The organism is Cellulophaga tyrosinoxydans (assembly GCF_900176415.1).
Lineage (GTDB): Bacteria > Bacteroidota > Bacteroidia > Flavobacteriales > Flavobacteriaceae > Cellulophaga > Cellulophaga tyrosinoxydans.
In genome coordinates, this window is sequence record NZ_FWXO01000001.1 from 308,089 (window position 1) to 327,261 (window position 19,173).

At 33.3% G+C, this 19,173-nt stretch carries 22 protein-coding genes; 1 reads left to right on the plus strand and 21 read right to left on the minus strand.

Translation table 11 applies throughout. The annotated features are described in order from the left end of the window. Nucleotides 1-47 precede the first annotated feature (47 nt). A complete protein-coding gene (locus B8963_RS01435; RefSeq protein ID WP_084059575.1) occupies nt 48-866 on the plus strand; it encodes a mechanosensitive ion channel family protein in 819 nt (272 codons plus the stop codon). A 2-nt stretch (nt 867-868) separates the two neighbouring features. Here B8963_RS01435 and tsaB read toward each other — a convergent pair whose 3' ends face one another. The 21 genes from tsaB to gcvH all read right to left on the minus strand — a co-directional run bounded on the left by tsaB (nt 869) and on the right by gcvH (nt 19,163). Further along, complete coding sequence (tsaB, locus tag B8963_RS01440; RefSeq protein ID WP_084059577.1) at nt 869-1,540, minus strand: tRNA (adenosine(37)-N6)-threonylcarbamoyltransferase complex dimerization subunit type 1 TsaB; 672 nt, start codon at nt 1,538-1,540, stop codon at nt 869-871. Nucleotides 1,541-1,634: 94 nt separating this feature from the next. Continuing rightward, entirely contained in the window at nt 1,635-2,957 is a 1,323-nt protein-coding gene (locus B8963_RS01445) for a TolC family protein (protein ID WP_084059579.1), read from the minus strand. Between the two features lie 44 nt (nt 2,958-3,001). Continuing rightward, nucleotides 3,002-4,132, minus strand: a complete 1,131-nt coding sequence (locus B8963_RS01450; protein WP_084059581.1) for an efflux RND transporter periplasmic adaptor subunit — start codon at nt 4,130-4,132, stop codon at nt 3,002-3,004. A gap of 32 nt (nt 4,133-4,164) precedes the next feature. Next, entirely contained in the window at nt 4,165-5,427 is a 1,263-nt protein-coding gene (locus B8963_RS01455; protein WP_084059584.1) for an ABC transporter permease, read from the minus strand. A 1-nt stretch (nt 5,428) separates the two neighbouring features. Then, nucleotides 5,429-6,658: an ABC transporter permease gene (locus B8963_RS01460; RefSeq protein ID WP_084059586.1), complete on the minus strand. Its 1,230-nt coding sequence runs from the start codon at nt 6,656-6,658 to the stop codon at nt 5,429-5,431. Further along, entirely contained in the window at nt 6,651-7,352 is a 702-nt protein-coding gene (locus tag B8963_RS01465) for an ABC transporter ATP-binding protein (RefSeq protein WP_084059588.1), read from the minus strand. The genes B8963_RS01460 and B8963_RS01465 overlap by 8 nt, the downstream gene beginning before the upstream one ends. 135 nt (nt 7,353-7,487) lie before the next feature. Continuing rightward, nucleotides 7,488-8,600: an efflux RND transporter periplasmic adaptor subunit gene (locus B8963_RS01470; RefSeq protein ID WP_084059591.1), complete on the minus strand. Its 1,113-nt coding sequence runs from the start codon at nt 8,598-8,600 to the stop codon at nt 7,488-7,490. 56 nt (nt 8,601-8,656) lie between these two features. Further along, on the minus strand, nt 8,657-9,916 hold the full coding sequence (locus tag B8963_RS01475) for an ABC transporter permease (RefSeq protein WP_084059593.1): 1,260 nt from the start codon (nt 9,914-9,916) through the stop codon (nt 8,657-8,659). A gap of 14 nt (nt 9,917-9,930) precedes the next feature. Then, nucleotides 9,931-11,178, minus strand: coding sequence for an ABC transporter permease (locus B8963_RS01480; RefSeq protein ID WP_084059594.1), 1,248 nt, complete (start codon nt 11,176-11,178; stop codon nt 9,931-9,933). Nucleotides 11,179-11,299: 121 nt separating this feature from the next. After that, the gene (locus B8963_RS01485; RefSeq protein ID WP_084059596.1) at nt 11,300-11,512 is read right to left on the minus strand and encodes a hypothetical protein; all 213 of its coding nucleotides are present in this window, start codon (nt 11,510-11,512) and stop codon (nt 11,300-11,302) included. Nucleotides 11,513-11,529: 17 nt separating this feature from the next. Beyond that, nucleotides 11,530-12,063 carry a DUF420 domain-containing protein gene (locus B8963_RS01490; RefSeq protein WP_084059598.1) on the minus strand — a complete coding sequence of 178 codons (534 nt, stop codon included), beginning with the start codon at nt 12,061-12,063 and terminating at the stop codon, nt 11,530-11,532. Continuing rightward, complete coding sequence (locus tag B8963_RS01495; RefSeq protein WP_084059600.1) at nt 12,063-12,791, minus strand: SCO family protein; 729 nt, start codon at nt 12,789-12,791, stop codon at nt 12,063-12,065. Before B8963_RS01495 ends, B8963_RS01490 begins: the two co-directional genes overlap by 1 nt. Then, on the minus strand, nt 12,791-13,423 hold the full coding sequence (locus B8963_RS01500; RefSeq protein ID WP_084059603.1) for a hypothetical protein: 633 nt from the start codon (nt 13,421-13,423) through the stop codon (nt 12,791-12,793). The genes B8963_RS01495 and B8963_RS01500 overlap by 1 nt, the downstream gene beginning before the upstream one ends. Nucleotides 13,424-13,497: 74 nt before the next feature. Next, nucleotides 13,498-13,881 carry a cytochrome C oxidase subunit IV family protein gene (locus B8963_RS01505; protein WP_084059604.1) on the minus strand — a complete coding sequence of 128 codons (384 nt, stop codon included), beginning with the start codon at nt 13,879-13,881 and terminating at the stop codon, nt 13,498-13,500. A 46-nt stretch (nt 13,882-13,927) separates the two neighbouring features. Next, nucleotides 13,928-14,902: a cytochrome c oxidase subunit 3 gene (locus tag B8963_RS01510; protein WP_084059605.1), complete on the minus strand. Its 975-nt coding sequence runs from the start codon at nt 14,900-14,902 to the stop codon at nt 13,928-13,930. Between the two features lie 149 nt (nt 14,903-15,051). Then, nucleotides 15,052-15,633 (minus strand): cytochrome c oxidase subunit 3, encoded by a 582-nt coding sequence (locus B8963_RS01515; protein ID WP_084059606.1) that lies wholly within the window; start codon nt 15,631-15,633, stop codon nt 15,052-15,054. Nucleotides 15,634-15,640: 7 nt separating this feature from the next. Beyond that, complete coding sequence (gene cyoE / locus B8963_RS01520) at nt 15,641-16,540, minus strand: heme o synthase (protein ID WP_084059607.1); 900 nt, start codon at nt 16,538-16,540, stop codon at nt 15,641-15,643. Nucleotides 16,541-16,700: 160 nt separating this feature from the next. Next, complete coding sequence (locus B8963_RS01525; protein ID WP_084059608.1) at nt 16,701-17,504, minus strand: energy transducer TonB; 804 nt, start codon at nt 17,502-17,504, stop codon at nt 16,701-16,703. A 105-nt stretch (nt 17,505-17,609) separates the two neighbouring features. Next, nucleotides 17,610-18,329: an energy transducer TonB gene (locus B8963_RS01530; RefSeq protein WP_084059610.1), complete on the minus strand. Its 720-nt coding sequence runs from the start codon at nt 18,327-18,329 to the stop codon at nt 17,610-17,612. A 62-nt stretch (nt 18,330-18,391) separates the two neighbouring features. Then, on the minus strand, nt 18,392-18,715 hold the full coding sequence (locus B8963_RS01535; protein WP_084059611.1) for a VanZ family protein: 324 nt from the start codon (nt 18,713-18,715) through the stop codon (nt 18,392-18,394). A gap of 67 nt (nt 18,716-18,782) precedes the next feature. Next, complete coding sequence (gcvH, locus tag B8963_RS01540; RefSeq protein WP_084059612.1) at nt 18,783-19,163, minus strand: glycine cleavage system protein GcvH; 381 nt, start codon at nt 19,161-19,163, stop codon at nt 18,783-18,785. Between the last annotated feature and the right edge of the window lie 10 nt (nt 19,164-19,173).

Sequence of the window (19,173 nt, forward strand, 5' to 3'; positions counted from 1 at the left end):
GGTTTGATTTACTTTGCAATTGTAAATAAAAAATTGAACGATTGAACATGGAGAAACTTACAGATTATCAAGAGCACATAGACAATGCAATAGCTTGGCTTTGGTCAGCATTACCCAATTTAATATTAGCCGTCCTTATCTTTTTTATTGGACTTTGGTTTATTCGACTTATAAACCGAATGGTTAGAAAATTTTTCGATAAAAAGGATTATGACGAATCTTTAGAGACTTTTCTACAGAGTTTAATAAACATTGGGCTAAAAATTATGCTCTTTGTATTAGTCATCACCCAATTAGGCGTACAATCATCATCATTAGTAGCTATCATTGGTGCTGCTGGTTTAGCTATTGGTTTAGCGTTACAAGGTTCCTTATCAAATTTCGCTGGCGGTGTTTTAATTTTGTTATTTAAACCATTTAAAGTAGGCGATTTTATTTCTGCACAAGGTGTAGACGGTACCGTTCTAGAAATTTCTATTTTCACAACAAAACTATCAACCTTTGGCAATCAAGTTGCCATTATTCCCAATGGGCAATTATCCAATAACAACATTATTAACTACAATGCACAAGAAACGCGTAGAGATAAGATAAATATTGGAATTGGTTATGGTTCTGATCTTAAAAAAGCAAAAGATATTTTACTACAAATTTGTGCAGAAAATGCAAATATTCTTAAAGATCCAGCACCTGTTGTTTATGTAGATGAGTTAGCGGATAGTGCGGTGAATTTAACCCTACGTTTCTGGGCAAATAATAGTGTTTTTTGGGAAGCACATTTTTACGTAATGGAAGAAGCAAAACTTAGGTTCGATGCAGAAGGTATCGAAATTCCATTCCCACAAGTGGTACAATACAACAAATAAACTTATCCCTTTTTCTGAAGAATAAAGTCTTTTAAGTAATAAGGCTCAAAGTAGGCAACATTTTCAAATTTGCCTGCTTTGAACTTTTTATAAGATAACTTAGCCATTTCTTTGGCTGAAGGAACTACGGTGGTATTAAATGTAAAGTTAGGATGGCTTAAAAATTCTTGGCATTTTTCAGCTCCACTCCCTATTATTAATGTCGATCCTTTTTCTGAGTATTCCGAAAAAGAGTTGTGGTCAATAATCTCAGCTTTTGTTTCTCTTACTTCATTTAAATCAGCATCATAAACTGCAGAATAAACTTCCATTCGCCTAGCATCTAAAACAGGAATAATATAGGCCAGTTTGTTATCTGTATTCTGATTAGCCATACTTTCTAACGTAGGCACTGCAATTAAAGGCAAGTCTAAAGAAAAACACAATCCCTTTGCTGCAGAAACTCCTATACGCAAACCTGTATAGGATCCTGGGCCTTTACTTACAGCAATAGCCTGTAATTCTTGCAATGAAACCTTCGCTTCTTGTAAAACCGCCTCTATAAATAAGTGCAACTGCTCTGCATGTGAAAAATTAGCAGAATCAAATTCTTTCAAGGCCAATAATTCCCCATTCTTTGCAAGGCTTACTGAACAATTGGTTGTAGCGGTTTCTAAATTTAATAGTATTGCCATATGGAGTACAAATATACATGCTAGCCTTAAAAAAATACAAAAAAAAGACCCACAATTAATTATGGGTCTATACTACTCGAACAGGTATTTTATTTTAATCTAAAGATATTGGCAAGCCAAAATAGAATTCTAATACTTTTAATCTAAAGATATAATCGTATTTGGTTCTAACCAACTGCGCTTCAGCGTCATCTACTCTTGCTTGTGACTGACTAAAATCAAAAGAGTTCATTAATCCAACATCAAATCTTTCTTTTGAATAATTATACGCTAAACGACGAGCGTCGGCAGTTTTCTGTGCTGCTTCATAAGCCTTAGCAAAACTTTTTACATCTACATAAGCTTGATTTATAGTTGTTTCCAATGCCAACTTATCTTGCTCTAATTGATTGTTTGCTCTATCAATATTAATCTTAGATCGTTTAATATTATTTTTTACACTAAAACCATTGAAAATAGGAATACTTAATTGCGCACCGTACGATATACCATCGTTTATCCATAACTGGTCTGTAAAATTTAGATCCTGTTGTTGGCCAGAATACCTAGTATTATAATTAAAGAAAGCTCCAAGGCTTGGCAACAATGCACCTTTACTAATTTGTAAATCTTTTTCAGCTATGCCTATGTTTGCTTCCGAAAACTTAATGTCATTTCTAAAAGTTAAGGCCTTTTCAAAAATTGTTTTCGGTGTATAGGTTAATATTTCTGAAGGTGGAATTTCAAAAGTTTCATCGGCTATATCAAAATTTTCATAATCTGTGATTTGAAGCAACTGTGCTAAATTAATTTTTGAAATTAAGATTAGATTCTCCGAGTTCACTATTTGTTGTTCTTGATTAGCTACCGTAGCTTCAATTTCCAATAAATCACCACTTGGAACCACCCCAGCATCTACCAACTCCTTTGTGCGTTTTAAATCTTGCTGTGTAACATTGTATTGAGCTTTAAAAACACGTAATGACTCCTTATTTGATAATACTTGCAAATAAGAATTTGCTACGTTTAAACGTATATCATCTTTTAAATTATCTAAACGATATTGACTGGCAATTGCGTTTAATTTTGCACGATTAAGCCTGTGAATATTACGCAAACCATCGAACAACGTTACATTTGATGATATCCCTCCAGAAGCTGTAAAAATTGTAGTTGTTACAGCCTGATTTGTGGTAGGATCAAAAGACAATCCTGTATTACCAGATACCGTAGAAGATGCATTTAAACTAGGAATAAAGTCGCCAATAGCGTCTGATTTTTCAAGATGAATTGTTTCCAAATCAAGCTCAAACTGCTCTATGGTTAAGTTGTTATCTACAGCATAAGCAACACATTCCTCTAATGTCCACTTTTTTGATTGCCCAAAAGACAATGCGACTGAAAATAATAGTAAGGTTAATATGATTTTAAATTTCATGTGATCCTTGTTTTTTGATTGTTTACTTTTTATCGATGAAATTATTATTTCTTCTCTTCTTCTTCGTCAACATTTTTCTTTATTGGCTCAGTTTTATTCCAAATTTTAACTTTATCTTTTTCAGTCAATCCAGATACAACTTCAACATTTACGCCATCAGAGATTCCTATTTTAATATCTCTTCTTTCAAATTTTTGATCTCCAACGGACACCTCGACGTATGGCATGTCGGTTACTTTATCAAACTGCAAAAGTGCTTCAGGAATTACTAACACATTTTCTTTACTTTCTAATACCAAAGATGCATTAGCACTATACCCAGCTCTAATCAAAACATCATCATCAACATCTACTTCTCCCTCTATTTTAAACTGTACTGCTCCAGATTCTTCAACCCCTTTTGGTGCAATAAATCTTAACTTGGCATTAAATTTTTTGTCTTCTATAGCTCCTAAATTTATTTCTAATGGAGTACCCACTTTTAATTTGCCAACTTCGCCTTCATCCACTTTACCTTCAAAAATCATTTTTGATAAATCTGCTATAGTTGCGATTGTGGTACCGTCATTAAAGTTATTACTTTGTATTACCTGATCGCCTTCTTTTACTGGTATTTCTAAAATAGTACCAGAAACGGTAGCTCTAATATTGGTATTTGCTGTAGATGAACCTCCGGCAGATCCTTTACGAATAATTTGATAATCTGCTTGTGCATTATTCAGTTCTTGAGTTGCCTGATTATATTGCAATTGTAAATTATTGAAATCTTGACTTGAAATTACGCCTTTTTCAAAAAGAGCCTTATTTCTGTCAAATTCTATTTTAGCATTATTTACGGATAATTGGGCATTTCTTACTCTACCACTTGCTTGGTTTAATGACTGTTCGTTAGGTACTACCTTAATTTTTGCAATTAAGTCTCCTGCCTTAACTTTTACACCTTCCTCAAGATACACTTCTTCAATAATCCCTGATATTTGAGGCTTTATAGCAATTTCGTCTTCAGGCACTACTTTACCCGTTGCCACCGTTTTCTTTTCTATATTAGAAATGAATGGCTGCTGTGTATCATAAGTAATTGCAGACTTACTATTTGTTTTAATAAAGAACATTGCTGCCCACAAAGCTGCTAATACTAGAACAACGATTATAACGTATTTTAATGCTTTTTTCATTTGTGATATATTTACTTTTATGTTGGTTTAGTTTACTCTTCTCTTAATGCATCAATAGGCTTTATACTTACTGCTCTTTGCGCCGGTATTAATCCTATTAAAGTACCTAGTATTATCATAATGGCCAAGGCTCCTAGTACATAAGGAATTGGCAATGTTGGATTGGTATATGGAAAATCTGTTCCTTGGGTTAAAACATCAATTAGTTTTAGCACGCCTGCTCCTAAGATTATTCCTAAAATTCCTGCTATTACAGTTAAAAAAACTGATTCTAATATTATTTGGTTACGCACCTCTGCTGGAGTTGCCCCTAGAGCGCGTCGTACTCCAAGTTCTTTAGTACGTTCCTTTACAGATATCAATAATATATTTCCAATACTTATCACCCCGGCTAAAATTGTTGCAATTCCAACGATCAGCGACAAAAAGGTAAGTCCTTTAGCGAAACCAGTAATTCTATTAAATATTTCTCCAAGATTGAATGCTCCAAATGCTCGTTCATCCTTTGGGTTTACCTTATGAATGCTTTTCAATACATTTTTAACATTGGTTTCTGCCTGTACTACATCGGCATCATTATACGCCGCAATTGTTAACCAATCCACGTTATCCCCTGTATTATATAGTTTTTTAAAGGTAGTGTAAGGAATATAAATATCTGTATCACTTTCAAAACCACCGCCAGGCACAAATTTATGTACACCTATAATCTGAAAATAAATATTATCTACCTTGATAAAATTTCCTATTGGATTTTCATCCTTCTCAAAAAGATCTTGTTGCGTTCTTTCGCCAATAACAGCAACTTTTCTGGCTTGCTGAATATCTTCATCATTTATAAAACGTCCACCATCATAAATCTTTTTTGTGGCAATTTTGGTGTATACCGGATAATCTCCATAAACAGGAGAAGTACTAGACTTCATCCCTTTTACAACACTTGCTGGCGAACCATCAAATACTCCTTTTGCATTTCTTGGAGCTATATATTGTATTTCGGGCAATCTATTTTGCAAGGTAGCAACATCCGATAATTTTAGTTGCAACTGACGATCTGTTTTATAACCTTCATAAGGCATACTCGTACTTTGCGCCCAAACAAACATACTGTTCATGGCTACACTCTCAAAAGCGCGTTCAAATCCGTTATCCAATCCTTTTGCGGCACCGGCAAGTGCTATATAAATAAAAATACCCCAAAGAACCCCAATAATTGTAATTGCTGTTCTGGTTTTATTTTTACCAATAGAACCAAATATTTCTTGCCAAGTATTACTATCAAATATAAATTTCATATTACTCGTCTCTTAGTGCTACAATTGGTTTAATTTTAGATGCTCTTCTCGCGGGCACATAGCCAGCAATCCCTCCACAAACTATCAACACAATGGTGGCGAAAATTGCTACTCCAATATTTATATATGGATTGGTAATAAAATAATCGTCTAATGATTTCCCTAATGAACTTAGCACGCCAATACCTATCATCATACCAACAAATCCAGATACTGTTGTAATGAAGATAGATTCTAGTAGAATTGTTCCTATGACAGATTTTGGTGTTGCACCTAAAGCCTTTCGGATACCTAATTCTTTAGTACGTTCTTTAACCACAAACACCATAATATTGCTAATACCAATTATTCCGGCTATGATTGTACCAAAAGCTACTAATGAAACAATCCATTGTAAAACCACAGCTAATTGTTGATTCTGTTTTAATTGGTCCGCAATGTTTCGCACAAATATTCCATTTTTATCTTGTGGACTTATGTACTTTTTGCTTCTTAAAAACTTTTCTAAACTGCTTTGAAAAGCCATTGCACCAGTATATCCTATTTCCGGTTTAAAGCCAATTACTATTTGGTCTATTTTGTCAGTGTTTTTTTCAATAAGCTGTCTGGTGGTATATGGAATATAAATAGTCCGCTCTTCGTTATCTCCTCCGTCATCTTGAAAAACACCAACAACTTTAAAAGAACTTCCAGAAATATCAATAAACTCACCAATAGGATTTTTGTCTTTGAACAAATCTTGCCCTACTAATCTTCCTATAACCGCTATTTTTGATTTTTCTTGAATATCACTTTCATTGATATAACGTCCAAACATTATAATTGTCTTCTCATTTAATTGATGCGAAGGTGCAACAGCTCGGGTAGTATAATTATTAGATTCATTATTATATTTAACCAATCCGCTTCTAGATATTCTTGGGGTTATATATTCCAGAAACATTGGAAAATCTTTTTTGATGTCTGCTAAATCGCTATTATCAAACTCGATTCTACGGTTTGCCTTATAGCCTTGATAAGGAACCGTTGTTCTCCCTGGGAAAATAAAGAAAACATTGGTAGCGTCATCGCCAAAAAATTTATTAAAAGTATTTGTAAGGCCATTGCCAAAACCAAAAAGGACAACAAAAATAAAGATACCAATGGCTACGGTAAACCCAGACAAAAAAGTCCGTAGTTTATTTTTTTGAATGGTTTCAAATATTTCTTGCCAGTTATCTCTACTAAACATATTGTGATGCTCTTACTTGCTCAATTTTTTTATCTTCTACGATTACACCATCTTTTAAATGCACAATTCGCTTACACATATCTGCAATATCAGGTTCGTGAGTTACCACCAAAATGGTATTTCCGGCATCGTTAATTTTTTGAATTAGATCCATAACCTCGTAAGAAGTTTTACTATCTAAAGCTCCAGTAGGTTCATCAGCCAACAACACTTTTGGCTCTGCCGCCATAGCACGTGCAATAGCTACACGCTGTTTTTGACCCCCTGAAAGTTCACTTGGTAGATGTGTAGCCCATTCTTTTAGGCCTACTTGTTCTAAATATTTTAAGGCTTTTTCATGGCGTTCTTTACGCCCAACTTTTTGATAGTACAGTGGCAATGCTACATTCTCAACAGCACTTTTGTAATTAATTAAATTAAAGGACTGAAAAATGAATCCTAAAAATTTATTTCTATACTGCGCTGCTTTAGTTTCATTTAAATTTTTAATTGGAACTCCATCTAGATCGTATGAACCTTCATCCAACTCATCTAACATTCCTAAAATATTAAGTAATGTAGATTTTCCTGATCCTGAAGAACCCATAATTGCAACTAGTTCACCTTCTTCAACAGAAAAATTTATCCCTTTTAATACATGAAGGGAATTGCTTCCCATTTTATATGATTTATGAAGATTTTTTATTTCAATCATGGTTGCTTTGTTAATTGTTTGGATTTTTACTCCGTCTGTTAGACTTACTCCTTTTGTATATGTTACAAGATTAAATCAAAAAATTATGTTAAAATCTTGAATGCGTTATAATCATTGGACATTTACTCTATAATATTAATCATTATTCTCGACTGACTCAATTTTATTCCAGACTTTTATTTTATCATTTAATGATAAACCCGATTTAATTTCCACATTTATTCCGTCACTAATACCTAATTCTATGTCTTTACGTTCAAATTTTTGTTCCCCTGTTTCTATTTCAACGAATGGTTTTTTTGTTTTATCATCATACTGAATCAATGCCTCTTTTATAGAAAGCACACTGTCTACCTTTGCTAATATAATTGATGCATTAGCACTTAATCCTGCTCTAATAAAAACCGAATCTTGCTTTTTTAATGTTCCTTTAATCTCGAACTGTATAGCGCCATTTTCTGCTTTACCCTTTGGAGCTATATAATCCAAAACAGCTGGAAAAACTTTATTTTCAATTGCGCCAACTGTAATTTCTAATGGTAAATTCTCTTTTACTTTCCCAACTTCAGATTCATCAATTTTACCTTCAAAAATCATTTTGTCCACATCAGCAATAGCAGCTATAGTGGTTCCTTCATTAAAATTATTGCTTTCTATAACTTGATTCCCTACTTCCACAGGCACATCTAAAACCATCCCATTTACGGTAGATCTAATTAAGGTGTTTGCTGAATTACCAAACCCTTTTGTAGTTCCAGTTTTTACAATATCATACCTTTTATTTGCCGCATTGTATGATTGTCGCGCCTGATCGTATGCTACTTCTGCCCGCTCTAAATCTACTTTTGAAATTACTCCTTTTTGAAATAAAGCATTTTGACGCTCGTAGTTTCTCTTTTGATCATCTAGACCAATTATAGCTCCGTCAATAGCATTTTTAGCATCATTAAGCGCATTTAAATTCGGCACAATTTTAATTTTAGCCAAAAGATCTCCTGATTTTACATAATCGCCACCTTCCACATATATTTCTTCAATTACTCCAGAAATATTAGGTTTTATAAGCACCTCTTCCAACGGCAAAATGCTACCAGTGGCAACGGTTTTTTTAATTATAGTTTGCGTTGATGGTTTTTCTGTCTCATAAGTTATCGGGTCTTCTGCATTTTTTTGGTATAAATAATACATTGCACCCCCAAAGCAGACAACTATTAAAAGTAAAATAATAATGGTTACTCGTTTTTTCATTTTAAGTTGATTTAATTGCGACTATTGTCGTGATTTTTGATTGATTAATTTTATATCTATTCTGCCCTTAAAGCATCAATAGGTTTTACTTTTATTGCACTTTGTGCGGGAATAAATCCTGCCAGCAAACCTGAAACTACTAGTATTACTAAAGCAGTTACCACCACACCAACACTAACACTTGGGTTTAAAAACATATCTACTGGCCCTACTGAATCTAACAATGTATTTATACCGTAAATAAATAATGCACCCATTATAATACCAGCCATTCCAGAGATAATAGTTAAAAATATAGACTCCATTAATATTTGTAATTTAATAGACCAAGGGTCTTCTCCTAAAGCTCTTCGAATACCTATTTCTTTTGTTCGCTCTTTTACTACAATCAACATTATATTACTTACGCCAATAATCCCAGAAATAAGCACAAGAATCCCAACGAAATATGCAATTAATCGCATAGCAACAAATAAACTCTCTACCCTATTATATTGCTCGTACAAATCAAAATTACCAATAGCCCTTGTGTCCTCCGGATGGATTTTTCGATTGGTTTTCATTAAGCTTATGATGTCTTCTTTTAAATTAGTTATCGATGCTCCGTCTACGGCTGTAATTGCCATCCATCCTACATCGTTTCCTCTATTAAAGGCTTGTGAGAAAGCTGAAAATGGTACAAATATTTCTTTCTGCCCTTCTTCCCCATCACCATTATTACTTTTCTTTTTATAGGTGCCGACCACCATAAAATTTACACCTTGAATTTTTATATAAGAACCTAATACCTCCTCATCTTTTTCATATAAAGCAGTTTTAACGCCATCACCAATAATGGCAATTTTTCGTTTCTCATTGATGTCTGATTGATTTATAAAACGTCCAGAAGTTATCATCATTGGATCTTGTTTTATAATTTCAGGGTAATCACCATACACATTAAACGCACCAACTTTTATTCCGCGCACCACATTATTACCGCCTCTAAAACCTCCTAATTGATTTCTAGGAGAAATAAAACGAAGGTTAGGGATATTCTCCCAAAGCGATGCTACATCTTCTATTTTAAAATTGAATCGTCTACCTTTTGGCAATCCTTGATATTCTTTCGAAGTAGCCTGCGACCACATAAACATAGTATTGGTTGCTATATCTCCAAAATCAGTTTTAATACCATTTTCCAATCCTTTTCCTGCCGCCAATAAGATTATTAGAATAAGTATCCCCCAAAAAACACCAAAGGCAGTTAGAATAGTTCTAAACATGTTACTTGTTAGAACCTCGATAATTTCCTTCCACCGATCTTTATTAAACATAGCTAACTATTTTCTTATTCATCTCGTAGTGCATCTATAGTGTGAATACTTGCTGCTCGCCATGCTGGAAAAAAACCGGCTACCGCGCCTGCTATAACCAAAAGAAAAACTGTTGCGAGGGCTACGTTAAAATCAACAGAAGGATTAACAATATAATCTACTTCAATATTAGGGCCTACAATTTCTAATAAACCCATGCTAAATATTAATCCAGTAAATCCTGAAATTGCGGTAACAAAAATAGCTTCATGTATGATCATACCAATAATAGACCATGGTTTGGCGCCCAGTGCTTTTCTAATTCCAATTTCTTTGGTACGTTCTTTTACCACAATAAGCATTATATTACTTACGCCAACAACACCCGCTATTATAGTGCATACCCCAACAAACCAAAAGAAAAATTTTATATTCCCTGTAAGACTATAGTACCGTTTAGCCTCTTCCATGGGATTAAAAATTCCCACACCACCTTCATCATCAGGGGCAATAGTATGTTTTTGCTTTAGGTACGTTTCTACCTTATTTTTAAATGCTATAGATTGTGCAACAGCTTGATCAAAATCTTCGACTGGCGGTAAAGAAAACACTAGGTTATCTAATTTATCAGCACCATTAAAGACTTTTTGAGCAGTTGATATTGGAATAAAAATACGGTTCTCTTCTTGATCCCCAGCCTTATCTTTATAAACACCAACAATAGTAAAAGGAATATCTGAAATTTTGATTGTCTCACCAACGGGATTATCAATTGTCTTAAATGCTTCTTTTTTAATTTTAGCACTTATAATAGCCACTTTTCTAGATTGATTCTCGTCTTCTTCGTTTAAAAAACGACCAAAAACCATAGATTCATTTTCTAAAAACTGCACTTCGCTTGTTGTTCCAAGAACTTGATAAATTAAAGCATCATTGCCATAAGTCGTGGTAATATTTTGTGGACGATAGAATCTAGATTTGTTTTCAATATTCAAATCCATTTTATCGACTATTGTAGTGTAGTCTTCATTTCTAAACTGAATTTGTCTACCAGGATTTAGGCCTTTATATTCTTTTTGGGTAGTTTGGGTCCATATCCAAACACTTGTAGCGGCATCACTTTCAAATTCTTGTGCAATACCATTTTGCATGCCTTGCCCAAAACCCAGTAATATTACCAGAATAAAAATACCTGAAGCTACAGAAAGCCCAGTAAGAAATGTGCGTAATTTATTCTTGCGAATAGTATCAAAAATTTCCTGCCATCTTTCTAAATCGAACATATAGTCGCTATTGGTTGGTGTGCTTTGTAAAGAAAAACACAAGTCGTCAATAGTATAGACTAAAAGAAATAGACCTTTGTTACAGTAAAAACATTAAAAAAATGTTAAAAAAAGAAGTGGATTAATTCTTCATCTTTTTATAAACGAAATAAAACAATACGCCCACCAAAATGTAAGGGATTGCCATTAAGTAAACAATACCATTATTAATACCCTCTGCAGTACCTTTACCTTCTTCGCTTTCCAAAACAGCACGGCACATAGCACATTGCCCAAAAGATATTATTGGGAAGCATATAAAAACAAAAAAGAGCCTAATTATTTTATTTTTCATCAGATTGCATCTCAGAACTAATGTATATAATAAGGTGAAATCATTAAATAAACAATGACACCAGTAACAGCTACATACAACCAAATAGGAAAAGTTATTTTGGCAATTTTTATATGTGCCTCAAAATTCTCCAAATAGGCCTTTGCATATGTTTTTAGCACCAATGGAATTATGGCAATGGACAATGCAATATGTGTAATTAATATGAAATAATAGATATATTTTAAAATGCCCTCACCACCAAATTTAGTAGGATCAGACGTCATATGATAAGCAATATACATAAGCAAAAACACCAAGGAAAGTGCAATACATGTTGTCATTAGTGTTTGATGTAGTTTTCTATTCCCTTTTGATATGGCAATTACTGCTACTACTAATAAAACTGCAGTTAAACCATTAATACCCGCATAAATAGGAGGTAAAAAACCTAAAGGTTCAACATTAGGTATCCGTACATTAAAAAGTACCACTACCACAAGCGGTACTATAATAGAAATAATAGTTATTAGCTTATTAAACTTCTTCTCCTTTAAATCAATCGTATTCATTACTTCTCCTCTAATAATTTAGTTATGTCTTCTATTAAAATCCCTATTTGTTCTTTTTCTCCATGATCGTTAACACCGTCCTTCTCAGAAATTGCTCCACGGTAATAAATAATAGGATTTCCAAAATCATCCACTCGAGATCTTATAAATCCATTCTTATCTACTAATGCAAACATACCCGAATGTTCAAATCCACCAGGTGAATTTGGCGATTGACTGGCAAAAATATTAAAACCTGTATTGGCTAAATCATATATTTGTTGAGAAGCCCCTGTCATTAAATTCCAATTAAGATTGGTTACGCCATACTTTTCAGCATATTCTTTTAAAATTTTAGGCGTATCATAATCAGGGTTTATTGTAAAAGAGGCCACACCAAAATTCTCAAAATTCGTAAACCTATTCTGAATTTGAATTAAATTCTCGTTCATTATTGGACAAATGGTAGGACAGGTTGTAAAAAAGAATTCTACCACATAAACTTTACCCTTATAATCATTATTGGTAATAAGTAAGCTATCTTGATTTAAAAAGGCAAAATCTGGAACTTTCCTTTTTTCACCATTCAAAATTATGAATGACAAGCCATCTGCTTTCTTTTCTTTGTTGAGTCGATCATTCTGAACAATGGTTCCGCTTTTAACTCTATCTATTATTTTAGGAATAAAAATAATTCCAAAAACCAGTACAATAAAAGACACCCAAACGTATGTATAATTATTTTTCATTAGATATCTCGGTCTGAATTGTTCTTTTTTAATGCCATTCTGTACTCTGCTAAAATTATGCGAACATCATCAATCATTTTATTTGTGAGTTCCGCAACTGAAGTGGCATCGAAACCATAAATAGTTTCGTGATCTTCTTCATTATTTCGGCCTCGTAACGATTTGTCTTTATCAATAATAAAAACATAGGGAGTACTATAATTTGCATCAAGCTTTAGATCTGTTTTTAGACTGTCAAATAATAAAGTTACTTCTGAAGGTTCTGCAAAAATAAATTTCCATTTTTCAATGTCTGCAAGTTCCGACAATTCCTTTTTTAATATTTCAACATTTTGCTCGGTACCTTTAGGCATTACCATAACGAACTGAAAGTCATTAAACTTGTAAAAATCTTTATATATTTTTTGATTTAAATTTAGGGCATTCCCTTTTTTAAAATCGACATCAGCACCTAAAAAACCTAGAATAGTAATCTTATTTTCAAGTGTTACATTATTGTCATATACATTAACATCTTTTACATTTTTAGTCAACACAGGAAGCTTACCAAAGTTATGCACTCCTGATGCAAAAAATAAGTAGGCTACTATAGGAAAAACAAAAAGAATAATTAAAACGAATGCTTTTTTCATGATGCAATTGTATGGTACAAAAATAAAAAAAGACGGTTTTAAAACCGTCTTTTTTAACTATTAAATATGCTTTTTTAGAAGTTCCATTTTACAAAGCCATCTTTAAAGACTTCGAAAATATAGGTAGCTTCAAAAAGTAATATAAATATTAAATAACACACCAAAAATATTGGTGTCCAAACGATAGTTCTTCTTAGCGCAGTTTTTTCATCTCTAAGGTGCATGAAATCCCAAGCAATATAATATGCCTTAACTAAAGTAAGAATAATAAATATCCAGTTTAATAAGTGCATTCCAAGAAACGAAGTTTCAACTAAAGCAGCAGGTCTTATAATCCCTAATATTACCTCTACTGTGGTAACTAGCGTTAAAAATATAAGAACGCCCCAAATTTTACTTACGTTAGACTTAAACTTTACTAAACCTCGAAAAATTTCTAATTTATGATCGTGTGCCATTTTTGTGCTATTTTTTTATTCTTTCGGAAAATTGATTTACAATATATTATACTAGATAGAAGAAGGTAAAAACAAATACCCATACTAAATCTACAAAGTGCCAGTATAAACCAACTTTTTCAACCATTTCATAACTACGTCTTTTCTCGTAGGTTCCTAATATAACATTGAAGAAAATTATAATATTAATTACAACTCCTGAAAATACGTGGAAACCGTGAAAACCTGTAATAAAAAAGAAGAAATCTGCAAAAAGCCTGCTACCATATTCGTTATGAATAAGATTTGCTCCTTCTACCACTTGCGAGGCATCCGCTATCTTTTTTAAAGACTCCTCTCTAGACAAAACTATTTTATGCCCTTTTTCATCTTTGTTCTCTACACGAATTAATATGTTTGGATTTGCTTTAAAACCCTCCACAACTTCATTTACGGTATACGTAGGCAATGAACCCTCCTGCATAAACCAAATACCATTTTTACGTTCGTGCTGCTCACGTTCACCTGCAATAACTTTAGAAAAATCGGCAATAGCAACATGTTCTCCACTTTTAGCATCTACAAATTGTAATATTCTACCACCTTTAGTTTCAAGTGCGCCATGGTCTCCTTTTATAAAGGTATTCCATTCCCAAGCCTGTGAACCTACGAATATTGCTCCACCAATAATGGTAAGAAACATATACCAAATAACTTTATTCTTTTGCATTTTATGACCCGCATCAACAGCTAATACCATTGTTACAGAAGACATAATTAATATAAAAGTCATGAACGCAACATAAATCATTGGATAATTACCATGAAAAAAAGGCACGTGAGTAAATACCTCATCAGCTATAGGCCATGTTTCAATAAACTTAAATCTTGAGAAACCATATGCACAAAGAAAGCCAGAGAAAGTTAAAGCATCAGAAACGATGAAAAACCACATCATCATTTTTCCATAACTCGCTCCAAGTGGTTCGTTACCTCCACCCCATACATTTTGTTCCTCACCCGTTGTTACCGTAGTATCCATAAATATATTATCGCGTTAATAAAATTTTCACAAATTTACATTTTTTTTAACCAAACAAAATTATTGGTTTTAAAAAAATTTAAAATTATTCATTTCTTTATTTGAAATCTAATAATCCACTAATTATAAGCCTAATAGGCCCCACTTTTTTACTTATAGAAGTAAAAAAACAATATTAAATACACCCAAAGTAAGTCTAAAAAGTGCCAAAAAGTAGCTCCAAGCTCTATTCCCAGCATATTTTGACTCGAATATTTACCCTTAAACTGGTTAAATAAGACCACTATTAATGATATTATCCCTGCAATTACATGGAAAATATGCACCATGGCTATCAAAAAAATATAAGATGTAGTTACCGAACTAGATTCTCCAGTAAAATAATACCCTTGTGCTACAATTTGAGAAAAACCTTGAAACTGAAACAATATAAAGGCAAAACCCAAAATTAAGGTTGTGATTAAAAAACTTGTACAAAGTTTAACCTTGTTCTCTTTCATTGCCTTTTTAGCCAAAATATACGTAAGACTGCTAATGATAAGCAATATTGTACTGATATAAAATGATGATGGCAATTCAAAATTTTTCAACCAATCTTGACGGGTACTGCTAACTATGTAAGCGCTTGTCCATCCTGCAAAAGTCATTAATAAACTTGCAATTCCAAACCAGAGCATCATCTTCTTAGCTCTACCTTGTTTTTCTTCTGTTGAACCTTCTGTTAAATTCATTTATTCTTTATATAAATTTATCTACTACGTAAACTATTTGCATTAAAGTAATATAACTAACACTGGCAAGCATTAACTTTCTTGCCGATGCATTATCTTGTTTTTCATACAGTTTGAATGCAAAAATCAACATTACCATTCCCATTAAAAAAATTAAAACAGCAGCTGGTATTGACAATTTTAATGCTCCAGTAATACCAAAAACGGGAATCACAGAGATGACTATCATCCAAATGGTATACATTATTATTTGCAATACGGTACTCTTATCCTTTTTGCCGGTTGGCAACATTTTAAATCCACCGCGCTTATAATCTTCGTCTAACATCCAGCCAAGTGCCCAAAAGTGTGGAAATTGCCAGAAAAACTGTATCATAAACAAGGTCCCAGGTTCTATTCCAAAATCATTTGTTGCGGCCACCCATCCAAGCATAAAAGGTATCGCTCCCGGAATTGCTCCTACAAAAACAGACAAAGGTGTTTTAGTTTTTAATGGAGTGTATGCACTAGTATACAGAAAGATGGAAATTGCCCCAAACATGGCAGTTTTAGGATTTAATACATACAACGAAACAATACCAATAAGGGTTAAAACTACTGCTATTAGTAATGCCGTTTTAACTGACATTCTGCCTGCAGGAATTGGCCTGTTTTTTGTCCTATTCATTAAGGCGTCAAGATCTTTTTCAATAACCTGATTGTACGCGTTAGAAGCCCCAACCATACAATAACCACCAAATGCTAATAAAAGAATAGGAACTAATTGAATTTCTGTAGCACCCAAAAAATAACCGGCAATTGCCGAAAAAACAACACTTATAGAAAGCCTTGCTTTAGTTATTTCTTTAAAATCAGCAAAAATTAAACTCAAGGAGCTTTTATTTGCCGAACTCACTGCCGTTTTCATTAACAATTAATTGGTTGGCAAAGATAACGCCAGAATGCTATTTGTGCAATGAAATACACATGTTTATCATAATTTAATAATCAACCCTTTAAAACGAGAAAAAGTCAGTTGTAATAACTAGTTAGTACAACCGACTTTTAAATAATAATTTTAGAAAAAATTAGTTAAGCTGAAAATTAATAGGCAAACTAAATGAAACCTTGACAGGCTTATCAAGCCGCTTACCTGGTTTCATTTGTGGTAATTTGTCTATAATGCGTCCAGCTTCATTTTCGAGCACTTTCGCTGGCCCCTTCAATTTCACATCTTCTATTAATCCATTTTTACCGATAGTAAACATTACGTAAACCTTACCTTGAGTTCGCGTTTCTATTGCTGTATCTGGATATCTGAAATTTCGAATTACATGCTTTTGAATTTTTTCTTCAAAACATGCTCTTTGCATGGATTTTTCAACGTTTTCACATCCTGGAAAAATAGGAGCATCCACTGCTGCTATTGGAAAAACCATATCTTCTTCAATAGGTGGTGCAACCTCAATACTGTTAACATCGACAATTTCAGCATTAGTAGGCTCGTCACTAGATTTAAATTCCAACTTTGGATGAAGATTTACATCATCATGCACAATTTTAATCTTATCAGGATTTGTTTTTTTCTCTACCGACTGCTCAATAACTTTGTCTTTCTCGACATTAAAATTATTAGCATCTGCATGAAATTCTACAATCTCTGTAGCATCAGGTTCATGAACCGTAACCTTCGGAGTCATCTTATCTACCGCATATTCTAACCCAAAATAGACGAGTAGCATTGCGACAATTAAGCCAATTTGAAAATGAATGAATCCGTTTTTTCGTAAATTTGCATCGTGTTTAGTCCCTTTGGAATTTAACACACTGGACGTTTCGCTGTGATTCCCATTGCCGTGGGTCTCTGCAGTACTTGTGGTACTTTTTTTCATTGTAGTAAATATTTATGTTGTTACTACTTTGTTAAAACACAAGAAACGTACCAAAAAAAAATCCAGAACCTAGGTTCTGGATTTTTACTTATAAAAAGTAATTTTTTACTGTAATTTAAATGTAATTGGAATACTGAAAGGTACTCTTACCGCTCTACCTCTTTGTTTTCCAGGAGTCATTTTAGGCAATTTACTAATAATTCTAGCAGCCTCAGCCTCTAAGTTTTTATCTGGTCCACGCATTCTTACGCTTCCGATACTTCCGTCTTTCTGAATTACGAACATTACGTTTACTTTACCTTGAACTCCCATTTCTTGAGAAATTTCAGGATATCTAAAGTTTTTACTAATGTGCTTATACATTTGCTCTTGGAAACAATCTCTTAACGCTTTTGCTCCTTTACTTTTTTCGCTTTCACAACCTGGAAAGATTGGAACATCCTCAATTACAGAGAAAGGAATATCTAAATCTTCTTCTACCTCAGCCACCTCAATCTCAGCTACTTCTGCTACTTCAGTATCTTCGTTTGCTTCGGTATCTTTAATTACGGTTTCTGGAACATCAGCTTCATCCTCTACCACTTCAATTATTTCTGGTGCAGCTGGTGGCGGTGGAGGTGGTGGTGTTTTAATCTGTTCAGTCATTGGAACTTCTTCATCCAATAAATCATCAACATTTTGCGAAATGTCGTAATTGGCTACATCATCATATTTTTTATATTCCAAAGCTCGCCAAGTTATTAACATAACAACAGCAAGTCCCGCTACAAAATAAAGACCGCTATTTCTACCAATATCCGCCTTTGGATTCTTCTTTAATTCCATAATTGAGTAAATTTAATGTGAGCTAATTTAAATATTTATTTATTAAAATGACAATATTTTTTTCATTTTTGAGAAACTCTTTGTGAAAAAAAATATTTAACCAGTAACAATCCACAGAAAGCGCCTATACTATTTGCAATAAAATCGTAAAAATCGCCATGCCTGTCCTTCGTAATACTATACTGTAATACCTCAATAATCATACCATAAACAACGGAAAATAAAAACATTTTTACAGCTGCATTATTTAGGCTTATTTTTTTTTGAGAAAACTCTCTTAATGCGAAGCTTCCTAGTATTGTAGAGATAAAATAAAAACTAAAATGCACTATTTTATCTTTATGAGGTATCCTTAACCAACCAGAAACTCCTCCAAACTTAGACATAGAAAATAAGCTGAGTGATGTTATGAACACCAGCCAGCTTAGAAATAAAATGGTATATCGGTAGTTTTTAAGCACCAATTAACTCCTTATAATCGGCATCACTTAAAAGCGTATCTATTTCTGAAGAATCACTAAATTTTATTTTAATCATCCATCCTTTACCATAAGGATCAGAATTTACGTTTTCTGGGTTATCCTCTAAAGCATCGTTAAAGGCTACAATTTCTCCGGACAAAGGCAAAAACAAATCAGATACGGTCTTTACAGCTTCCACAGTGCCAAAAACTTCATCTTTAGCAAGTGACTCATCTAAAGTTTCCACTTCAACATAAACAATATCTCCTAATTCGCCTTGGGCAAAATCAGTAATTCCTACGGTTGCAGTATCTCCTTCAATCTTAACCCATTCGTGATCTTTTGTATACTTTAATTCTGATGGTATTTTCATAATTTCTGAT

Excerpts from the sequence above, each read along its gene's own strand:
- B8963_RS01500 (WP_084059603.1), bottom strand. The coding sequence starts at position 13,423 with ATGAAAAAAGCATTCGTTTTAATTATTCTTTTTGTTTTTCCTATAGTA.
- B8963_RS01475 (WP_084059593.1), bottom strand. The coding sequence starts at position 9,916 with ATGTTTAATAAAGATCGGTGGAAGGAAATTATCGAGGTTCTAACAAGT.
- B8963_RS01515 (WP_084059606.1), bottom strand. The coding sequence starts at position 15,633 with ATGAATTTAACAGAAGGTTCAACAGAAGAAAAACAAGGTAGAGCTAAG.
- B8963_RS01525 (WP_084059608.1), bottom strand. The coding sequence starts at position 17,504 with ATGAAAAAAAGTACCACAAGTACTGCAGAGACCCACGGCAATGGGAAT.
- gcvH (WP_084059612.1), bottom strand. The coding sequence starts at position 19,163 with ATGAAAATACCATCAGAATTAAAGTATACAAAAGATCACGAATGGGTT.
- B8963_RS01505 (WP_084059604.1), bottom strand. The coding sequence starts at position 13,881 with ATGGCACACGATCATAAATTAGAAATTTTTCGAGGTTTAGTAAAGTTT.
- B8963_RS01480 (WP_084059594.1), bottom strand. The coding sequence starts at position 11,178 with ATGTTCGATTTAGAAAGATGGCAGGAAATTTTTGATACTATTCGCAAG.
- B8963_RS01460 (WP_084059586.1), bottom strand. The coding sequence starts at position 6,658 with ATGTTTAGTAGAGATAACTGGCAAGAAATATTTGAAACCATTCAAAAA.
- B8963_RS01495 (WP_084059600.1), bottom strand. The coding sequence starts at position 12,791 with ATGAAAAATAATTATACATACGTTTGGGTGTCTTTTATTGTACTGGTT.
- B8963_RS01485 (WP_084059596.1), bottom strand. The coding sequence starts at position 11,512 with ATGAAAAATAAAATAATTAGGCTCTTTTTTGTTTTTATATGCTTCCCA.
- B8963_RS01455 (WP_084059584.1), bottom strand. The coding sequence starts at position 5,427 with ATGAAATTTATATTTGATAGTAATACTTGGCAAGAAATATTTGGTTCT.
- B8963_RS01510 (WP_084059605.1), bottom strand. The coding sequence starts at position 14,902 with ATGGATACTACGGTAACAACGGGTGAGGAACAAAATGTATGGGGTGGA.
- B8963_RS01470 (WP_084059591.1), bottom strand. The coding sequence starts at position 8,600 with ATGAAAAAACGAGTAACCATTATTATTTTACTTTTAATAGTTGTCTGC.
- tsaB (WP_084059577.1), bottom strand. The coding sequence starts at position 1,540 with ATGGCAATACTATTAAATTTAGAAACCGCTACAACCAATTGTTCAGTA.
- cyoE (WP_084059607.1), bottom strand. The coding sequence starts at position 16,540 with ATGAAAACGGCAGTGAGTTCGGCAAATAAAAGCTCCTTGAGTTTAATT.
- B8963_RS01490 (WP_084059598.1), bottom strand. The coding sequence starts at position 12,063 with ATGAATACGATTGATTTAAAGGAGAAGAAGTTTAATAAGCTAATAACT.
- B8963_RS01530 (WP_084059610.1), bottom strand. The coding sequence starts at position 18,329 with ATGGAATTAAAGAAGAATCCAAAGGCGGATATTGGTAGAAATAGCGGT.
- B8963_RS01450 (WP_084059581.1), bottom strand. The coding sequence starts at position 4,132 with ATGAAAAAAGCATTAAAATACGTTATAATCGTTGTTCTAGTATTAGCA.
- B8963_RS01535 (WP_084059611.1), bottom strand. The coding sequence starts at position 18,715 with ATGTCTAAGTTTGGAGGAGTTTCTGGTTGGTTAAGGATACCTCATAAA.
- B8963_RS01445 (WP_084059579.1), bottom strand. The coding sequence starts at position 2,957 with ATGAAATTTAAAATCATATTAACCTTACTATTATTTTCAGTCGCATTG.
- B8963_RS01465 (WP_084059588.1), bottom strand. The coding sequence starts at position 7,352 with ATGATTGAAATAAAAAATCTTCATAAATCATATAAAATGGGAAGCAAT.
- B8963_RS01435 (WP_084059575.1), top strand. The coding sequence starts at position 48 with ATGGAGAAACTTACAGATTATCAAGAGCACATAGACAATGCAATAGCT.